Source organism: Marinifilum fragile JCM 15579 (genome assembly GCF_001310955.1).
In the GTDB taxonomy this organism is placed as follows: Bacteria; Bacteroidota; Bacteroidia; order Bacteroidales; family Marinifilaceae; genus Marinifilum; species Marinifilum fragile.
In genome coordinates, this window is the sequence record NZ_BAZX01000007.1 from 22,529 (window position 1) to 39,846 (window position 17,318).

Annotated in this window: 17 protein-coding genes; 13 read left to right on the plus strand and 4 right to left on the minus strand. The window is 36.6% G+C overall.

Features of this window, described 5'->3' with window-relative positions; all coding sequences use genetic code 11:
* The first annotated feature begins 65 nt into the window (after positions 1-65).
* The 5 genes from JCM15579_RS07500 (at position 66) to modC (ending at position 4,596) form a co-directional block, all read left to right on the plus strand.
* Positions 66-797, plus strand: coding sequence for a Crp/Fnr family transcriptional regulator (locus JCM15579_RS07500; protein WP_172677392.1), 732 nt, complete (start codon positions 66-68; stop codon positions 795-797).
* Positions 798-916: 119 nt separating this feature from the next.
* Entirely contained in the window at positions 917-1,624 is a 708-nt protein-coding gene (locus JCM15579_RS07505) for a ferric reductase-like transmembrane domain-containing protein (protein WP_054718031.1), read from the plus strand.
* A gap of 395 nt (positions 1,625-2,019) precedes the next feature.
* Positions 2,020-2,790, plus strand: coding sequence for a molybdate ABC transporter substrate-binding protein (gene modA, locus JCM15579_RS07510; RefSeq protein ID WP_054718034.1), 771 nt, complete (start codon positions 2,020-2,022; stop codon positions 2,788-2,790).
* Positions 2,783-3,478 carry a molybdate ABC transporter permease subunit gene (gene modB / locus JCM15579_RS07515; protein ID WP_054718371.1) on the plus strand — a complete coding sequence of 232 codons (696 nt, stop codon included), beginning with the start codon at positions 2,783-2,785 and terminating at the stop codon, positions 3,476-3,478. Before modA ends, modB begins: the two co-directional genes overlap by 8 nt.
* 23 nt (positions 3,479-3,501) lie before the next feature.
* Positions 3,502-4,596, plus strand: coding sequence for a molybdenum ABC transporter ATP-binding protein (gene modC / locus JCM15579_RS07520; RefSeq protein WP_054718037.1), 1,095 nt, complete (start codon positions 3,502-3,504; stop codon positions 4,594-4,596).
* 49 nt (positions 4,597-4,645) lie between these two features.
* Here modC and JCM15579_RS07525 read toward each other — a convergent pair whose 3' ends face one another.
* Positions 4,646-4,888 (minus strand): DUF3820 family protein, encoded by a 243-nt coding sequence (locus tag JCM15579_RS07525; protein ID WP_054718040.1) that lies wholly within the window; start codon positions 4,886-4,888, stop codon positions 4,646-4,648.
* Positions 4,889-4,944: 56 nt separating this feature from the next.
* Positions 4,945-6,042: a tRNA 2-thiouridine(34) synthase MnmA gene (gene mnmA / locus JCM15579_RS07530; RefSeq protein ID WP_054718043.1), complete on the minus strand. Its 1,098-nt coding sequence runs from the start codon at positions 6,040-6,042 to the stop codon at positions 4,945-4,947.
* A gap of 176 nt (positions 6,043-6,218) precedes the next feature.
* On the opposite strand from mnmA, the gene JCM15579_RS07535 reads away from it, so the two are divergent.
* Together JCM15579_RS07535 and JCM15579_RS07540 are read left to right on the plus strand one after the other, a co-directional pair.
* Positions 6,219-8,258, plus strand: a complete 2,040-nt coding sequence (locus tag JCM15579_RS07535; protein WP_054718046.1) for a M13 family metallopeptidase — start codon at positions 6,219-6,221, stop codon at positions 8,256-8,258.
* A gap of 688 nt (positions 8,259-8,946) precedes the next feature.
* The gene (locus JCM15579_RS07540; protein WP_054718048.1) at positions 8,947-9,543 is read left to right on the plus strand and encodes an RNase H family protein; all 597 of its coding nucleotides are present in this window, start codon (positions 8,947-8,949) and stop codon (positions 9,541-9,543) included.
* Between the two features lie 471 nt (positions 9,544-10,014).
* Here JCM15579_RS07540 and JCM15579_RS07545 read toward each other — a convergent pair whose 3' ends face one another.
* The gene (locus JCM15579_RS07545) at positions 10,015-10,761 is read right to left on the minus strand and encodes a DUF6261 family protein (protein WP_054718052.1); all 747 of its coding nucleotides are present in this window, start codon (positions 10,759-10,761) and stop codon (positions 10,015-10,017) included.
* 996 nt (positions 10,762-11,757) lie between these two features.
* On the opposite strand from JCM15579_RS07545, the gene JCM15579_RS07550 reads away from it, so the two are divergent.
* The 4 genes from JCM15579_RS07550 to JCM15579_RS07565 all read left to right on the plus strand — a co-directional run bounded on the left by JCM15579_RS07550 (position 11,758) and on the right by JCM15579_RS07565 (position 15,032).
* A complete protein-coding gene (locus tag JCM15579_RS07550; RefSeq protein WP_172677393.1) occupies positions 11,758-12,132 on the plus strand; it encodes a hypothetical protein in 375 nt (124 codons plus the stop codon).
* 289 nt (positions 12,133-12,421) lie between these two features.
* Positions 12,422-12,952: an REP-associated tyrosine transposase gene (locus JCM15579_RS07555; protein ID WP_054718059.1), complete on the plus strand. Its 531-nt coding sequence runs from the start codon at positions 12,422-12,424 to the stop codon at positions 12,950-12,952.
* Positions 12,953-13,169: 217 nt separating this feature from the next.
* Positions 13,170-14,330: a DUF6051 family protein gene (locus tag JCM15579_RS07560; protein WP_054718061.1), complete on the plus strand. Its 1,161-nt coding sequence runs from the start codon at positions 13,170-13,172 to the stop codon at positions 14,328-14,330.
* A gap of 276 nt (positions 14,331-14,606) precedes the next feature.
* Positions 14,607-15,032 (plus strand): DUF3859 domain-containing protein, encoded by a 426-nt coding sequence (locus JCM15579_RS07565; protein ID WP_054718065.1) that lies wholly within the window; start codon positions 14,607-14,609, stop codon positions 15,030-15,032.
* Positions 15,033-15,273: 241 nt separating this feature from the next.
* Here the strand turns inward: JCM15579_RS07565 and purU are convergent, their stop codons facing one another.
* Positions 15,274-16,137 carry a formyltetrahydrofolate deformylase gene (gene purU / locus JCM15579_RS07570; RefSeq protein WP_054718068.1) on the minus strand — a complete coding sequence of 288 codons (864 nt, stop codon included), beginning with the start codon at positions 16,135-16,137 and terminating at the stop codon, positions 15,274-15,276.
* A gap of 186 nt (positions 16,138-16,323) precedes the next feature.
* On the opposite strand from purU, the gene JCM15579_RS07575 reads away from it, so the two are divergent.
* Together JCM15579_RS07575 and JCM15579_RS20730 are read left to right on the plus strand one after the other, a co-directional pair.
* Positions 16,324-17,016, plus strand: a complete 693-nt coding sequence (locus tag JCM15579_RS07575) for a radical SAM protein (protein ID WP_218186100.1) — start codon at positions 16,324-16,326, stop codon at positions 17,014-17,016.
* On the plus strand, positions 17,016-17,273 hold the full coding sequence (locus tag JCM15579_RS20730) for a hypothetical protein (protein ID WP_218186101.1): 258 nt from the start codon (positions 17,016-17,018) through the stop codon (positions 17,271-17,273). The genes JCM15579_RS07575 and JCM15579_RS20730 overlap by 1 nt, the downstream gene beginning before the upstream one ends.
* Positions 17,274-17,318: the final 45 nt, after the last annotated feature.

Here is a 17,318-nt window from a genome sequence, read left to right on the forward strand (position 1 = left end):
ACAAAGTTACAACAGGCTATTGTGCATATATTCAATAAAGAATGTGATTGTTTTATCTTATCTTTGTGATATATTTCACATTATTCTTTAGCATGTTTCATCAGCCAGATTATAAGATTTTTTCCAATTGTCAAACCTGCGACGATCGTTCATGTGCTTCGCAAACTTTATCGGAATCTGAACTAGAATTACTAAGCAAAAATTGCAACGAAGTTAAGTTTGAAAAGGGCGAAATTATTTTGGCTGAAGGATCAAGGACTTCGCATATTGTTTATTTAAGAGAAGGTTTAGCGAAGGAGTATGGAAAGAACCGATTCCAGGAAGAGTATATTTTACAGGTTGTTAAGCCACATTCCTATTTGGGTTTGCATTCTATATTTACTGATACCAACAATCATTATTCATATGCTGCATTAACCACTGTACGTGTTTGTTACATTGATTTGAATGTATTCTCTCAATTTATAAAAGAGAATGGGCGTTTTGGATATGAGATACTTTCTTCGGTATGTAACGATAGTTTGAACAATTACCATCGCTTTATTGATCAGCACCAAAAGAAAATTTACGGAAAGCTTGCGGATGCAATACTTTATTTTGCAATAGTTATTTTTGAGAAACAAGAATTTGATTTGCCATTAACTCGTAAAGAACTTGCACACATGATTGGTACGAGTAGAGAAAGTGTTTCCAAGCAAATTAGTGTGTTTGTGAAAGATAAAATCATTTCTGTTGATGGTAGATACATAAAAATTCTCGATATGAACCGCTTGCAAAATATCAGTAGGGTGGGATAGATACGCTTATTTTTTATGCAATAAATACCAACATCTAGGTATTTACATCTTCAATAATAAATCCCAATTTTGAACTATTCTAAATAAATTGAGAGGGATTTACAAGTATAGTTGAAGTTATGAGTTTTCTACAGAAGAATTTCGCGTGGTTGATGGTTTGTGTGTTGGCATTATTTCCTTTAATTAAGATTTTTTCATTGATTAGTTTCAATTTCGAATATCCTGAGTTTGATTTTATTCTTTTTGATGATATCGAACTGGCCGAACAAGTTGCACTCAAAACTGGAAGAGATATTATTCCAGGAATCGAAATTGCAATTGAGCAAACAGGTGAATGGGCTATACGATGGCTAATGGCTGTTTTAATGATTACACCATTTAAGATTGTATTTGGCACCAAAAGCAATCTATTTGTAAGACAGGCAATGGGAATATCTTGTGGTGTTTATGTTTTTTTACATGCTTTCTTTTTTCTGTATCATGAAGGATTTTTTGCAGTTGTTTCGGATTTACCTTTAATTCTTTCAGGAATTTCAACAATAATAATATTTGCACTAACCATTACTTCAAATCGTCGATCAATGAAGTTGTTGAAAAGACATTGGAAAACCTTGCATCGATTGGTTTATTTCGCTACACTGTTGACTATCGCTCATGTTGTTCTTTTAAATAAGGATTGGGAATTGTATTCGACTTTATTCTGTACAGGCTTAATCGTTAGATTTGGTCCGGTTCGTCAATTTTTTCAAACGCAAAACCTCAAGGTTTTGTTGTTGAATCAGTTTAAGGCTGTAAGCACTCTTACCAAAATTAGACGTCTATCATAGGTAATCACTCTATCTTGCTCTAACGAATTAAATGTTGTTGCTATAGTTTGGAACCATGGCTGCAAAACGGGCTATGTCTTAATGGGTGAGGTTCAAACTGATATCTCTTTCTTTGTCTATCTAAACTTTTTCAATCCATTTATTTCAGAATGGATAGTGAGCCGAGAAAATAAAAACTTTCAAAATACCATAGGATTTTGTATTGTATAATTCATTGATTTGGAGGATAAATCAATAGTGTGCTTGTGCGGAAATTATCCAAAATGAATCAAAATAAGAACTGCTAAACAATTGCTAATTATGAGCTAGAGGTGATCAATCTGGTATCATATTGTTTTAAGGAGTTCAGTATTCTTTAAAAATTACTATTTTCATGTTTTGCTAAGCATTTATACATGAAGAAAACTGTAATTGTAATCATATTATCGATGTTTGTTTTTTCTTGTTCGAATAAAAAGAATAGAAAAAATGAAATTACCTTATTTGCTGCTTCCAGTGTAACAAATGTTGCTCAAGAAATTTCCAGAAGTTTTGAGAAGGAAACTGGTATTAAGGTCAAGCTAAATGTTGCTTCATCGGGGATATTGGCCAGACAAATTGAAAGTGGAGCTGATTTTGATTATTACATTTCTGCCAATAAAAAATGGATGGATTACATAGACAGCTTGCAGTTGGTTAAAAAGACCACAATAAAGAATTTAGCAACAAACCGATTGGTGGCCATTGTTCCTGTAGGCAATAATAAAAAGCTAAATAGTGAAGAGGTAGAGAACAATTTTTTGAACCAATTTAGTGGCCGATTGTCCATTGGCGATCCTAAACATGTTCCAGCAGGTAAGTATGCAATGCAGGTTATTAAATTTTATGGATGGGAAAGAGATCTTGCTGATAGATATTTGCCTGCAAAGAATGTTAGAGATGCATTGTTAATGGTTGAAATGGGCGAAGCTGAAATGGGTATCGTTTATGAAACAGATGCAATGAAATCTGAAAAGGTCAATATTGTTTATCGATTTCCAAATACTGCATGTGAAGCCATTGCCTATGTGGGTGCTGCAAAAAAGGAGAGATCTGAAAGTTTAAATTCATTTTTGTTGTACCTTCAATCGGAAGAGGTGAAAAGGATATGGAGAATAAACGGATTCAATCTGGATGAATATGAATGAACTGCTAAATTTTAGTGAAGATGAATTGCTGGCAATCGGACTTTCGTTTCGTGTTGCTTTTTGGTGTGCTGTTTTTATTCTTCCTCCATCGGTATTATTGTCCTGGTGGTTGGCTCGCAAACATTTCAGAGGAAAATCAATAGTAGAAGGTTTTGTGAATTTGCCTTTGGTTCTTCCGCCTGTTGCAACAGGATTTATATTGCTTTTGTTATTGGGAACAAATGGATTAATTGGCAAGTACCTGAATAATTGGTTCGGAATAAAGTTGGCATTTAGTTTCTATGCTGCTGTACTTGCCTCAATGGTGGTTTCATTTCCTTTGGCAATTCGTGCCATTCGTTTGTCTATCGAAATGGTAGATCCAGGCTACGAAGAAGCTGCAAAAACACTAGGAGCAAATTCATTACAGACTTTTATTCGTGTTACTTTGCCATTGGCACTTCCAGGAATTATAAGTGGTTTTGTTTTGGCTTTTGCCAGATCATTGGGAGAGTTTGGTGCAACCATAATCTTTGCCGGAAACATATCTGGTGAAACTCAAACCATACCTTTGGCGCTTTTTAATGAAATTCAGGTTCCCGGGCATGAAACTGCAGCTTTTAGATTGCTTTTGGTAGCTGTTGTATTTTCATTTGCAGCCATGTCTTTTTCTGAGATTTTGGTAAAAAAACTTCATCATCGTAAATAATTATCCAAAATATATTACTGAATATGCATGCATTATCGGCCAAATTAAAAATTCAAAAAGGAAATTTCTCTCTCGATGTTGAGGTTGATTTTTTGAAGGGAATTACTGGGGTTTTTGGTCCTTCTGGATCTGGAAAAACCACTTTAATGCATTTGATTTCTGGACTGGAAAATCCGGATGAAGGGCATATTGAGATTGGTAATGAACTGGTGCTGGATACGGAAAATAATACACTTGTAAAACCTCGAAAAAGAAGAATTGGATACGTTTTTCAGGAAGGCAGATTGTTTCCTCACATGACAGTGCGAAAGAACCTATTGTTTGGAAGTGTTTATGCCGATAAAGCTCAACAAATTATTCATTTCGATGAGGTAGTGGATTTATTGGAAATACGTGAATTACTGGAGAAAAGACCCAAGAGTTTATCAGGAGGTGAAAGGCAACGGGTAGCTATTGGAAGAGCATTGTTAAGTGCTCCAAAATTACTATTAATGGACGAGCCTTTTTCATCTTTGGATGTGGCCCTGCGTAGACAAATTATTCCTTATCTGATTAGAATCAATAAAAAACTTGGTATTCCCATGTTGGTGGTGAGCCATGATTTACCTGATTTGCTTAGTCTGACGCAGAAACTGTTTTTACTACGCAATGGTAGAGTAGAAGGGCATGGTAATTATTTTGATTTGATACAGTCGGAAAAATCATTGGATATCATGCGTGGAGCAGGCCTGATGAATGTGATTCCATTTAAGGTAGAATCGCATGATGTTGAGAATGGCTTAACCCAATTAATCAATCGTGAAGCCAGTCATGAAATTCATGTAGAGCGGGAATTAATTAACGATTGCTGCAAAGTGGGAGATGAGTTAAATGTTTCTTTACGTCCCGAAGACATAGCGATCACCTTGAATGAAATAAGCGACATTTCTATTCGCAACCAACTGAAGGGAAATATTACCAAAATCATTAAAAAAGAGAACAGAACCTATTGTCTTGTTGATGTTGGATTTCTTTTAATTGTATCTATTACACAGGCCTCTCAACAAAAAATGAATTTGGATGCAGGTACAGAAGTGTATTGTCTGTTTAAATCGATGGCCTTGCAGATAAACATTTAAATGTGCTGGTTGTAGAGACGCAAGGCTTTGCGTCTCTAACGGTATAATTCTATTGATATTTTTTGCACAACGGACGCAACATTCCTTCCAGTCCATTCAATTTAATTTCGTACATAGATGCTAGCATTTCGCCTAACTTTCCAGGAGGAAATCCTTTCTCACGAAACCATACCAAATAAGGTTCTGGCAAATCGATAAGGTATCGACCTTTGTATTTGCCAAATGGCATTCGCATTTGAATCAGTTTGATCAATTCTTCGTTTAGTTCTGTTTTATTGATTCCGTCAGTCATTTATAATATCGTTAGTACTGTAGAGACGGATGGCCATGCGTCTTTACAAAGTGTGATTAATCGTTGTATTCGGCAAAACCACCGCCAATAAGTTTGTTGCCAATGTAAAAAGCTACCGGTTGCCCAGGTGCCATAGCCCAAGCCGGGTTTTCCAAATCCACCAATAGTTCATTATCGTCCAAAATTGTAATCTTTGAATAGCCATCAGGATTTAATCCAAGACCCCTTACCACTGTGGTAATATTGTTTTGCTTGATATCCTCGATATTATGGAAATAGTAGCCAGATATTTTAAGCTGTAGCTTATTTAAATCGGCTTTTTTCTCCAGAATTAAGGTGTTGTTCTTGGCATCAATTCGGCTGACCATTAAACCCGTTTTTTCTTCCAATTCAATACCTCGCTTTTGGCCTACGGTATAGTAAGGATAACCATCGTGTTTTCCCAATACTTTACCATTTATATCAACAGCCTTTCCTTTTCCGATCTTCTCATTCAAATCAGGAATCATTTCTTGTAAAAAGTCACGATAGTCTTTTCGATCCATAAAGCAAACACCCATACTTTCCTTTTTCTTGGCCACCTCTTCGAAGCCGTAAGATTTTGCAATCTCCCGAACTTCAGGTTTTGTGTATTTTCCAAGAGGAGTTAGTGTTCTGGAGAGAATGTTTTGTTGAAGATTCCAAAGAAAGTAGGATTGATCTTTGGCAGGATCTTTTCCTTTATTGATGTAGAACAATCCGTTCTCATCCTCAATGGTAATGTAATGACCCGTTGCAATGTGATCACAATTCAGTTCATCGGCTTTTTCGAGCAATAATTTCCATTTCAAATTCGGATTGCATTGTATGCAAGGACTAGGTGTACGACCAGCCAGGTACTCATCTAAAAAGAATTGGATGATTGTATCCCTAAATTCTTTTCGTGCATCGATAACATGATGTTCCATGCCAAGTTTATGGGCAAGTTTTTGAGCATCTACAATAAAGTCAGGATACTTGTCATTTTCATCATAAGAATGATTGTTGGAGTAAAACCAAAGTGACACTCCAATTACTTCATAGCCCTGATCTTGCAACATCATTGCAGTTACCGAAGAGTCTGTTCCTCCGCTCATTCCCAATATTACTTTTCCCTTGCTCACGTCCTGATTCATCCTGTGTTGTTCTATTTACGAATGCAAACATATTGCTTTCGCAGAAGATAAGCAAAGAGTCTTATCCCGAGATTTGTCCTGCTTATCGAAAAAATAGGCTTATTGTTCGGAATTTTTATAAATTCGGCAACTTTAAGAAAACCAAGAATCAAAACTAAACTATAAAAACAGTAAACATGAAAAAACTAGCATGGGGAGCATTAGGCCTTGGAGCCGCTCTTGCTATTACAGTTGCATGTTCACAGCAAGCACAAAAAGGCATTGGTGTGATCAAAAAAGAGGACATGAACTTATCTGTTAAACCAGGTGAGGATTTCTTTGAATACGCTAACGGAACCTGGATGAAAAATACTCCAATTCCTGCAGATAGAAGTCGTTATGGCGCTTTTGATATCCTTGGTGAAAAAGCCAACGAAGCAGTTCACACTTTGTTGGAAGAGGCAGCTAAAGCTGAAAATGTAGAAGAAGGAAGTAATCTGAAAAAGATTAAAGATTTCTATGCAACTGCAATGGATGTAAAGAAGATTGACGAAGTTGGTATCAAGCCATTGTTGCCAGAATTCGAAAGAATTGCAAGCCTGCAGAATACTACAGACCTTCGCAAAGAATTGGTTCACCTGCACCAATTGGGAATTAGCGCTTTATTTGGAGCAGGTGTTGAGCAGGATATGAAAAATACTGAGGTAAACCGCATGTATTTGTCAGAAGATGGTCTTTCATTATCCGATCGCGATTACTATGTGGTAGATAACGAAACCAACCTGAACATTCGCGCTGAGTTTGTGAAGCACGTTGCCAAAATGTTCGAATTGATTGGCGAAGATGCTGATGTTGCTGCAAAAAATGCGGAGAGAATCATGAAGTTTGAGACTCGCATGGCAGCTAAATTCAACACTCGTTTAGAAAACAGAAATTATCCAGCAATGTACAACCCTAAGCCGGTTGAAACATTGATGAAAGAATATCCAAACTTCGATTGGGCAACATATTTCAAGGAAAGAGGCGCTGATATCAAAGAGTATGTAATTACTATGCATCCAAGATACATGGCAGAATTGAACCAGATGTTGGTTGATGAGAAAATGGATGATATCAAATTGTACCTAAAATGGAAAGTTTTAGATGATGCAGCAGGTTCTGTTGGAACTGAATTGGAGAAGCAAAACTTTGCTTTTTACGGAACAACTTTAACCGGAGCTACAGAACAAAAGCCACGTTGGAGACGCATGTCGGATGCTACAGGTAGCGTATTGGGCGAAGCTGTTGGTCAATTGTACGTTGCAAAATATTTCCCACCTGAAGCCAAAGAGAGAATGGACAAGTTGGTAAACAACTTGAAAATTGCTTTGCGCGGAAGAATTGAGAAATTGGATTGGATGAGCGATTCAACAAGAACACAAGCATTGGCTAAGTTAGATGCTTTTGGTGTGAAGATTGGTTATCCTGACAAATGGGAAGATTACTCAAAACTAGAAGTAGGTACTGATTCTTACATTCAAAACTTGTGGAGATCTGCTAAATTCTACGATGCTAAAAACATTGCAAAATTAGGTCAGCCTGTTGATACAGAAAAATGGGGTATGACTCCACAAACTGTAAATGCATACTACCACCCATTGTTGAACGAAGTGGTATTCCCAGCTGCAATTCTACAGCCTCCATTCTTCTATTTAGATGGTGACGATGCTGTAAACTACGGTGCAATTGGGGTTGTAATCGGTCACGAAATGACTCACGGTTTCGATGATTCTGGTCGTAGATTCGACAAAGATGGTAACATGATAGACTGGTGGACAGCTGAAGATACAGAGAAGTTTAACGCTAGAGCAGAGAAGTTGGTTGAGCAATTCAACGGATTCTACGCATTCGAAGATCTTCATGTTGATGGTAAACTAACTCTTGGTGAAAATATTGCTGATTACGGTGGGTTAACTGTTGCTTTGGAAGCTTACAAAATGGCTTTAGATGGTGATCAGCCAGCAGATATAGAAGGTTTCACTAACATGCAGCGTTTCTTCCTGGCTTACTCAAAAGTTTGGAGAGGTAACACTCGCGATAAGTACCTAAGAAAATTAATTAAGGAAGATGTTCACTCACCAGGTAAATACCGTGTAAATGGTGGATTGTTCAACATTCCTGAATTCTACGAAGCATTCGAAATTGCTGAAACAGATCCATTGTACCGCACCGAAGAACAACGTGCAGTAATCTGGTAAAAATACCTGTCAGCGTCTTAAAATATAGCCATCTCCATTGTGGGGATGGCTTTTTTTTGTGATTCATAAATTAGGTAAGGGGCTTTAGCCCTAAAATCTTCGTAGAAAAATAAACATTGGAATTGCCAGAGGGGCATAGCCCTGGCATATAAAATCAATAATATATTTAAGAATCAGGTAATGATATTTTGATATCAGCACTACGTCCCTAATATGTATATGGAACATTATATTCCTATGAAGAAAACAGGACTACGTCCCTTTATTCTCTGCTTTAGCTGGAAATCACCTCATCCCTCGGTCCCTTCTCCTTAAGGAGAAGGGAAGTTCTCCAGATCATCGCCGCGAGTGTATTTGTTATAATTCTCTACTAATTTAATTCGTAGATATTCCCTCTCCTTCAGGAGAGGGAAAGGGTGAGGTGTTTTCATGGTTGATGTAATTTTGCCACCCAAAACATAAGCTATATTAATCTTAAAGCTTAAATTGCAGAAAAAGGATTCAAATTGGAAATAATAAAAATCAAGCTACAGGTTAAATCCATAAAAGAAGATCGGGTTGAATGTTTTCTTTCTGATGAAAATGAAAACATTCGTTTGTTTTATGATCCGATAAGGGAGAGATCAAATTTGAAGAGGAGTCGAATTTAGCGGCAACCATTCACAGGCTAAAATTTCAGTTCAAAAAGGTGGTGCGTTCTGCCATTAAAGGAAATTTGCAACCCAATCAAACCATCAACTGCGTGTTTATAGAGGATTTTCGATTTTTAGAGGAGGCCGATTTCAATACCTACATCAGGGTTGACCGACGAAAAAGTGTGCTACAAATTACAACCAGTAAGACCGAAACCAAAGACATTCATAAAATCTATGCCGATGCATCGCACTCTACGGAATTCAATCAATCTGCCTATGGCGGATTTACCGAAGATCCATATGGTACACAGCAGATCTACTCCCGATTGATTGAAGGAGGAAGTAGCAATATGATGGAGCTGCTTGCCGTAACGGATGGCTTACAGCGCTTAAAATCGGTCGAGAAAATACAGATTAATACCGATAGCCGTTTTGTAATTCGAGGATTGGTACAATGGGTGCATTTTTGGCAACACAACCATTGGCAAACCGCCTTTGGTCGCGATGTTCAATTTGCAAAACACTGGAAAGAGGTGAATGAACTTTGCAAAGGAAAACTGATGGAATTCAACTGGATAAAAGGACATTCGGGAAACGAAAAGCAAGATTTCTGTCACCGCCTGGCACGAAAGACAATGAACAATGAATAATTAGCAATTAACAATTAACAATGAGTAATGATAATGAATAATGGGGATTGCTTGGGTTAAAGCTCAAGTCTAGGGATTCTGCACACAGCATTTCCACATGCCTTCTACTTTAGATGGTTGTTATCTTTAAACACAATTATCATTTTAATAAAATGTATAGAGAATTAGATGAACAATCCCTTAATTTCCAAATTCTCCCATTTTAGGGGAGATGGCGATAGCCAGAGGGGTGCTTTTGCTTTATTTTTTATTACTTCACCCTTTTGCCTGTAGGCATTTTCCCTTTTAAGGGAAAAACTCTACTTGATAATACTACTCAAAAATCATCTGATACTAATTAGTATTGCTATTTCATATTTGTGCATAAAGATTAACTCCTTCAGGAGAGGGGTAGGATGAGGTAAGAACGCAAAAAAGGGCAACACCAGAGTGTGCCCCATGCATTAGTCCTTAAAATTTATAAAAATGGAATTAATCTTCGGTGGTTTCATCCTCAATGCCACCATTGGCATTTCGGGTTTTACGAGCACGCGCTTTAGCGTTTACCTCTTCAATTCTTCGCTCGATGGCATCCAATAAAGCACCATACTTATCGGGCTGCACCATATTCCAGTTGTTCAAATGCGGCAACAACTTTTCGTTAATGATGTTGCGAAGAATGTTCTTCTGACTCGATGGAGCAATCACTTCCTCAATTTGCGACTCCTGAGCGTTCAGCTCCTCGTAGCAAAGCTCAACATTTTTTAAGGATGCCTTTGCTTTTGCAAGACAATCACTTACGCCAATCATTTTATCAATCTTGGCCTTCATAACAGGCTCTTCAAGTTTTGAGAACAGGATATTGGCATTGGTAAACTGCCCTTCGAAACTTAAGTTGTGAAGCTGGCGATTGTACTTGCCCATTAAATCCCAAATTTCGTTGGCATCATTGGCAATTTCTTCACTGGTCATGTTTCGGTTGGCAATAATAAAGCCTTTCAAACAAGTAAAGTCATTGTCGAAAATATCGTCCAATTCCTTTAATTCCTTGCTAACAGAACCTCTTTTATTGTACTTGATACTGTTTTCCAATACCGAACGTTCTTGCTTCTCTTCAGCAATAATTTGGGTAAAAATAGGATCTTCACTGGTATCAATTTTTACACTTTCTGTTTCAATGGTTTTGCCGATACTATTGACCTCATCACCATTGCAGTAAAAATAAATGCTTGTTGACATTTTGTTTTAGTTTTTTGTGTTAAGGGCTAAAAGCAATCAAAATTTAAGAAATATAATTTAGGAAGTAATGTTAATAACTGTTAAAAATGTATGATAAGTGAAATAAAGTAAGAATGTCTTGGTTGATTAAACCAATTATTATAACTTCATTAGTTTTTGTCGCATTTTTAAGATAAATATTGATGTGGTGATTGTTTTGCGCTACAGATACCGTCATTGCTGATCTTAGACTTCTTTTTGTGGCAAATGATTCATTCAGATGGATGGGAAGCAAAATTTTGCACAAAATTTCCCTTTCCGATGAATTTTGAGTGTTCTTTTGTACAAAATAATACGATTGGATGCTTGAGAGAGGCAATTTTTTACAAAATAGTCGTCTTTAATAATCTTGACCTGAAATTTTGTACAAAATCGTTACGTCTATTGATATTCAATACGAATTTTCTACAAAATCAGCGTAAAAATAGATCTAAACGACCAGGTTTGTACAAAATTTAGACGATTAACGATCCTGAACGATAAATTTGTACAAAATTCCAAATTTTAACGATTAAAACGCCCAGATTTGTACAAAATAGACACCCATATCGATCTTTAAGCTTCTATTTGCACAAAATAAAGGCCACAACTCATTTGCTCATTATTTTGTGTGCAAACTACATTCAATTCATCTTTTTACTGAGTTTTATATTGGAATATGTTGATATTGGTGTTGCTTGAAATGTTGGTGAGATATGTTAATATATAAATTTTGATTTGTACTGATATGTTTTTTGGAAATAATGAGGGTGTTGGTTGGGGATTTTGTAGATTTGGAGTTTTAGATGAAAGATTGGATTGTTCTTTAATATAGTAAGGTAAACCAAACTTTTATTAGTGAAATAAAACAATTGGTTGGGTTATCCCAACGTTATGGGCAAGCATACTACATAACCCAGATTAATGATCGATGATATTAAAGTTAATAGACGAAAGTAAATGTTGACATTGGATAAATTGAGCGAATTAAAACAATACAAAAAATTCATACTAATTGTTACAGTTTTTGGCGCAATAATTTTCGCTATAATATTAATACAAGGTTCGATAGAAAGAAAAGAATTTAGATCTTCCTATGATGAGCTAATATCCAAAGAAAAATCTGGCATAGTGAAGTTAATATCCACTAATCGTGGAGGAAATACTATTATATTGGATAAACTAATTGATAATAGAATCTGCTTCTTAAATTTCACCGTTGAAACACGTGAAGAGTGGGATATTCATCAATTTATTAGCCAAGGAGATTCAGTTTACAAAGCAAAAAATTCTATGGAATTAATTGTGATAAACAGAAATACAAAAATTAAAACCAGTTTAAAAATTGAATAATGCTAGCCCATAACAAAAGTTAAAATTAAAGGGCGGTGACGCTCAACTAGATAATGTAACAAAAACAATAAACGGTAGCGGCTTTGATATGGCAACATGAATAAATCCCCTCGCTAGCGCAGATTTGTAATCTGTGCTAAGTATGTAAATAAACTATTAGCAAGGATTATAAATCTACATCGGCATTGTGCAAAATAAGCCAGTATTTGAATTAATTTATTAGTCTTATGCACAAACGTTTGACTATTACAGTTGGGCTTTTGCATATTTATATTTCAAACTAATATCTATGAGTCGTAAGTATAAGTTCTATAATCCAGAAGGTGTTTATTTTATAAGCTTTGCAGTTCAAGGCTGGGTTGATGTGTTTACACGTAATTGTTATAAAGATATTCTTATTAAGAATCTGGATTATTGTCAGAAAAATAAAGGATTGGAACTATTTGCTTGGTGTATAATGACCAATCATGTTCATTTGATAGCACGTGCCAAAGGAGATTTTTTATTATCAGATATCTTAAGAGATTTTAAAAAGTTTACTTCAAAAGCAATTATTGAGGCAATTAAAGCTAATAATCAGGAAAGCAGAAAAGAGTGGCTGCTTCAAAAGTTTGCAACAGAAAAAGGTAATCGGTTTTGGAGAGCTGATAACAAACCAATAGAATTATGGAGTAATAAGGTTATTGATCAAAAACTGAACTATCTACATAATAATCCGGTTGAGGAAGGGCTTGTATTTAGAGCTGAGGATTATGTGTATAGTAGTGCCGTTGATTATAGTGGTGAGAAGGGTTTGTTGGATATTTTGGTTATAAAATGATGGGCACGGATTGCAAATCCGCTCCAGCGAGGGGCAGCTTCACGAATCCTTGCCCCTCGCTAGCGCAGATTTGTAATCTGTGCTAAGTATGTAATTAAACTATTAGCCAAGGATTATAAATCTGTATCGGCATTAATCATTTTGATATACAATTGGTATTACATAAACGGCAATAAAGAAGCAATAAAATGAGTTAGTATTCTAAAATTAAGGAGTTATGAATAATAGAACAGAGTTGAAAGAGTGTGAATTTGAATCCTTATCCTATAAAATTCTTCCTGGAGTTATCGACTACCATTGTGTATCTCATCATATGGATTTAAAACATGAATCGCCTTTTTATACAGAGGTCGGAACCATTAACCACAATGTTCATGTTAAGGATATTTCTATTGAAGAAAATCGATTTTTCAAGTATCATATTATAAAGCCTGCAGGAGTAGAATCTACCAAAAAAGTAGTGTTTCTTTTTCATGGTTTTAACGAGAAAGACTGGGATAAATATCTGCCTTGGGCCGAATCGATTTGTGAAGGTACAGGAAGCAGCGTAATATTATTTCCAATTGCTTTTCACATGCAGCGAGCACCAAAACATTGGAGTAACAAAAGAGGCATGTACAAGCTAAGCGAGGAGCGAAAAAAGAGATATCCTAATGTTGTGAATTCTACGCTGTCGAATGTTGCCATAAGTATGCGATTACATTCAATGCCACAACGTTTTATTTGGTCAGGTTTGCAGACTTATTATGATATCATCCAGTTTATTGAAGAGTGCAAAAAAGGCAAACATGATTTTATTAGCAAGGATTTTGAATTTGATATTTTTGCCTATTCCATAGGAGGCTTTCTGGCTCAAATCTTAAAATTAAGCAATCACAAGAATTATTTCGCCAACACAAAGGTTTGTCTGTTTTGCAGTGGTGCTACCTTTAATCGTTTATCTCCGGTTTCTAAATTTATTCTTGATAGTGAAGCTAATGTTGCCTTGTATTCATTTTTGGTTGAGCATTTTGAGAAAATGTTACAAAAAGACAATTTGCTAAACCATTATATAGAGGAGGATCATTTGGAAGGGAAAATATTTTATGCGATGTTGGATTACCAGAAAATGAGATGCTTTAGAGAGGAGTTGTTTAAAAAATATGAAAATCAAATTTATGCAATCACACTAAAAAAAGATGTTGTAATTCCTTCCTACGAAGTAATAAATACTTTGAAGGGAGCTTACCATGATATTGACATAAAAGTTGATGAGTTGGATTTTGACAGAGAATATACCCATGAAAATCCATTTCCTTCCAATGGCAAGCCATCACAGGAACTCACCAACGATTTTGATACTGTATTTAATAAGGTTTGTGATTTTTTCAACCACTAAAAAAAACGGTAGTTTTGATGTGTCTCGCTAGCCCTGATTTGTAATCAGGGCTCGTGGTGTAAAGGATTTTTAAATTCGATTTTATAGGACCGTAAATTCCACCGCACTGCCGCAAGTCTGTAACTTGTGGATAAAATTGTTCTGTATTTAGCAGAGTATGCCGAATTTTTATAAGGTCCGAGTTACAAACTCGAACCAGCGAAGAGTAGACTATAAAAAAATCTGTAGTTTTGACGCTCTCATTTCAATTGAGGGTATCAAGTAAAGACATTAAGCATGAAAATAAAAATAGTTGATTACGGAATTTGTAAAGCCATTGGGAAGACGAAGAAGGAATATGTTCCTGGCAGTTCAACAGGCTACTTTTTGCATTCTGACGATATGGAGTTTCAGGAAAGAACCCATGTCATTAATCCTGAGAAAGGCTTGAGTTTTGGAATCAGCTATCGCTTCGAAACGGAATCGGAGATTGCAGAACGTGTTGATTTTGTGTGTAGAATCAAGCATCCTAAATTAGTTAATCCTGAAACCAATGAAGCATTTATCGAAACCACCGAGGAAAAAGACGAATACAGCGACGAGCTAGGTTTCGACTTCTACACCTTCGAGTTCGATTGGGAAATGCAATTGGGCGAATGGATCTTTGAGATCATACATGAAGGTGAGGTGATGTGTAGTCAGACTTTTGTACTGAAAGAATAACTTATTTGATGCTCTCACTGTGAGTGAGGGTATCAATTAGTCCAATGGGAGCATCTCCCTCACTGCCGCAATTCTGTGATTTGTGGTTAAAATGTTCTGTATATGGCAGCGTCTGCGAAATTTGCATAAGGTCCGAGTTGCAAACTCGAACCAGCAAGTGTGTCCACAAGTAATTTACCATCCATAAAACTTGGTAGTTCAAATTCCCTCTCCTTGAGGAGAGGGTTAGGGTGAGGTAATTTTACCCAAAAACAATTGTCCTGGTACCATCCACAATAATACGATGTTCGGCTTTGTAGCTCAATGCACGAGCCAGAACAATACGTTCCAAATCGCGACCTTTTCGAATTAAGTCTGGAATGGTATCCTTGTGCGTAATGCGCATGATATCTTGTTCGATAATCGGTCCCTCGTCCAAATCTTCTGTCACGAAATGGCTGGTTGCACCAATCATTTTTACACCGCGTTCGTAGGCCTGTTTGTATGGGTTTCCGCCCACAAATCCAGGAAGGAAAGAGTGGTGAATGTTTATTATTTTATTGCGATAGGCTCCGATAAAAGCTGGTGATAATACCTGCATGTAACGAGCCAGTATTACCAAATCGATATCATGTTCCTTCAAAAGGGCAATCTCATTGGCCTCTTGTTCCTGTTTGTTTTCCTTTGTAATTGGGAAAACGTGGTAAGGAATGTTATGAGCATCGGCAATGTGTTGCAAATCGGGATGATTGGAGATGATCAATGGAATTTCAATCTCGTACTCGTTCATGTTGTATCGCCATAAAATCTCTTGCAGGCAATGATCGTATTTCGATACAAAAATGGCCACACGTTGTTTCTGTCCTGAAAACTCGATTCTCCAGTGTGCCTTAAACTCATTGGCAAGCGGCTCGAAAGCTGCATGCAATTCCGAAGCAGGAATACTTGAGTTTTTCATGTTCCAAACCACACGAAATGAAAAGAATTCCTGGTTTTGATTTACATGTTCGTCCAAGGCAATAATATTGCCGCCACTTTGGTAAATGAACTGGGTAATTTTAGCTACAATCCCATTTTGATCGGGACAAGTAAGAAGTAAATAAGCATTTACATTATTTTCAGACATATTCGTGCGTTTAATCGGATATTCCCGATGGTTAATTACTTAAAATTTACGAATTGTCCGTTAGAATTTGATAGGTGTGTCATGCAAAAATAGAAATTTTGTCGAAAGAGAGAAAATCCTAAGATATTTCATTAGGTTTGCTATGTAAAATCACAGTTCGAAAGAGAACTGTAAGTTTAGCAAAAGATGACAAAGGAAAGAATGTATAAATATTTGTTTGGGCCAATCCCATCGAGGCGTTTGGGTATGTCTTTGGGGGTTGATTTGGTGCCAAAAAAAGTGTGCTCCATTGATTGTGTGTATTGCGAAGTTGGAAGAACAACGCAATTATCGGTTCAACCAGAAGATTATATCTCTGCAGATAAAATTAAGGAAGAGTTGAGCCATTATTTGCAACACAATCAGGCTCCTGATTATGTGACCATAACGGCATCGGGTGAGCCAACCTTAAATGCCAATTTGGAAGAGATCATTGCCTTTGTAAAGCAGAATGAGGCAAATATTCCGGTGTGTGTAATCACCAACGGAACCCTTTTACACGATAAGAAGGTAAGAGAAGCGCTAAACAAAGCAGATTTGATTCTTCCATCATTAGATGCAGCAACAGAGCCTGTATTCAGAAAAATAAACCGTCCACACAAAGAGATCAATTTTGAAGCTTACATTCAGGGGATGATTGATTTTAGTGCTGAGTTTAATGGTGAAATTTGGCTGGAAGTATTCATTTTACCAAACTATAACGACAGTAAGGAGGAATTGTTGGCCTTAAAGGAAATCATTTTGAAGATTAAGCCTGATATCGTTCAGCTAAATACTCTGGATCGTCCGGGTACTGTGACCAATCTTCGTGGAGCTAGCAGGAAGAGTTGCAAGCGGTAATGGATTTGTGGCAATTGGATAATGTGAGAATCATTGCCAAAGCCAAGCAGTCTACACAAACCCAATTCCGATCGGATACCGAAACCGCAATCAAGGAAACCATATCGCGCAGACCTTGTACAGTTGAAGATTTAATTACCATGCTTGGACTGTGTGAAGAGGAAATCGATCGTTGTCTGGGAAATTTGTCCAGCCTTAAAGGATTCGAAAAAGTGGAGCAGGAGAGAGGTGTTTTTTATCAAATAAGGGAACAGTAAAATTTCACGCAGAGTTCGCAAAGAATTTATACAGGAAAAACGCAG

Bases quoted from the DNA above. Each gene is read 5' to 3' on its own strand.
- JCM15579_RS07575 (WP_218186100.1), top strand. From the start codon at position 16,324: ATGACAAAGGAAAGAATGTATAAATATTTGTTTGGGCCAATCCCATCG.
- JCM15579_RS07565 (WP_054718065.1), top strand. From the start codon at position 14,607: ATGAAAATAAAAATAGTTGATTACGGAATTTGTAAAGCCATTGGGAAG.
- purU (WP_054718068.1), bottom strand. From the start codon at position 16,137: ATGTCTGAAAATAATGTAAATGCTTATTTACTTCTTACTTGTCCCGAT.
- modB (WP_054718371.1), top strand. From the start codon at position 2,783: ATGAATGAACTGCTAAATTTTAGTGAAGATGAATTGCTGGCAATCGGA.
- JCM15579_RS07535 (WP_054718046.1), top strand. From the start codon at position 6,219: ATGAAAAAACTAGCATGGGGAGCATTAGGCCTTGGAGCCGCTCTTGCT.
- JCM15579_RS20730 (WP_218186101.1), top strand. From the start codon at position 17,016: ATGGATTTGTGGCAATTGGATAATGTGAGAATCATTGCCAAAGCCAAG.
- JCM15579_RS07560 (WP_054718061.1), top strand. From the start codon at position 13,170: ATGAATAATAGAACAGAGTTGAAAGAGTGTGAATTTGAATCCTTATCC.
- modC (WP_054718037.1), top strand. From the start codon at position 3,502: ATGCATGCATTATCGGCCAAATTAAAAATTCAAAAAGGAAATTTCTCT.
- modA (WP_054718034.1), top strand. From the start codon at position 2,020: ATGAAGAAAACTGTAATTGTAATCATATTATCGATGTTTGTTTTTTCT.
- JCM15579_RS07505 (WP_054718031.1), top strand. From the start codon at position 917: ATGAGTTTTCTACAGAAGAATTTCGCGTGGTTGATGGTTTGTGTGTTG.
- mnmA (WP_054718043.1), bottom strand. From the start codon at position 6,042: ATGAATCAGGACGTGAGCAAGGGAAAAGTAATATTGGGAATGAGCGGA.
- JCM15579_RS07525 (WP_054718040.1), bottom strand. From the start codon at position 4,888: ATGACTGACGGAATCAATAAAACAGAACTAAACGAAGAATTGATCAAA.
- JCM15579_RS07545 (WP_054718052.1), bottom strand. From the start codon at position 10,761: ATGTCAACAAGCATTTATTTTTACTGCAATGGTGATGAGGTCAATAGT.
- JCM15579_RS07555 (WP_054718059.1), top strand. From the start codon at position 12,422: ATGAGTCGTAAGTATAAGTTCTATAATCCAGAAGGTGTTTATTTTATA.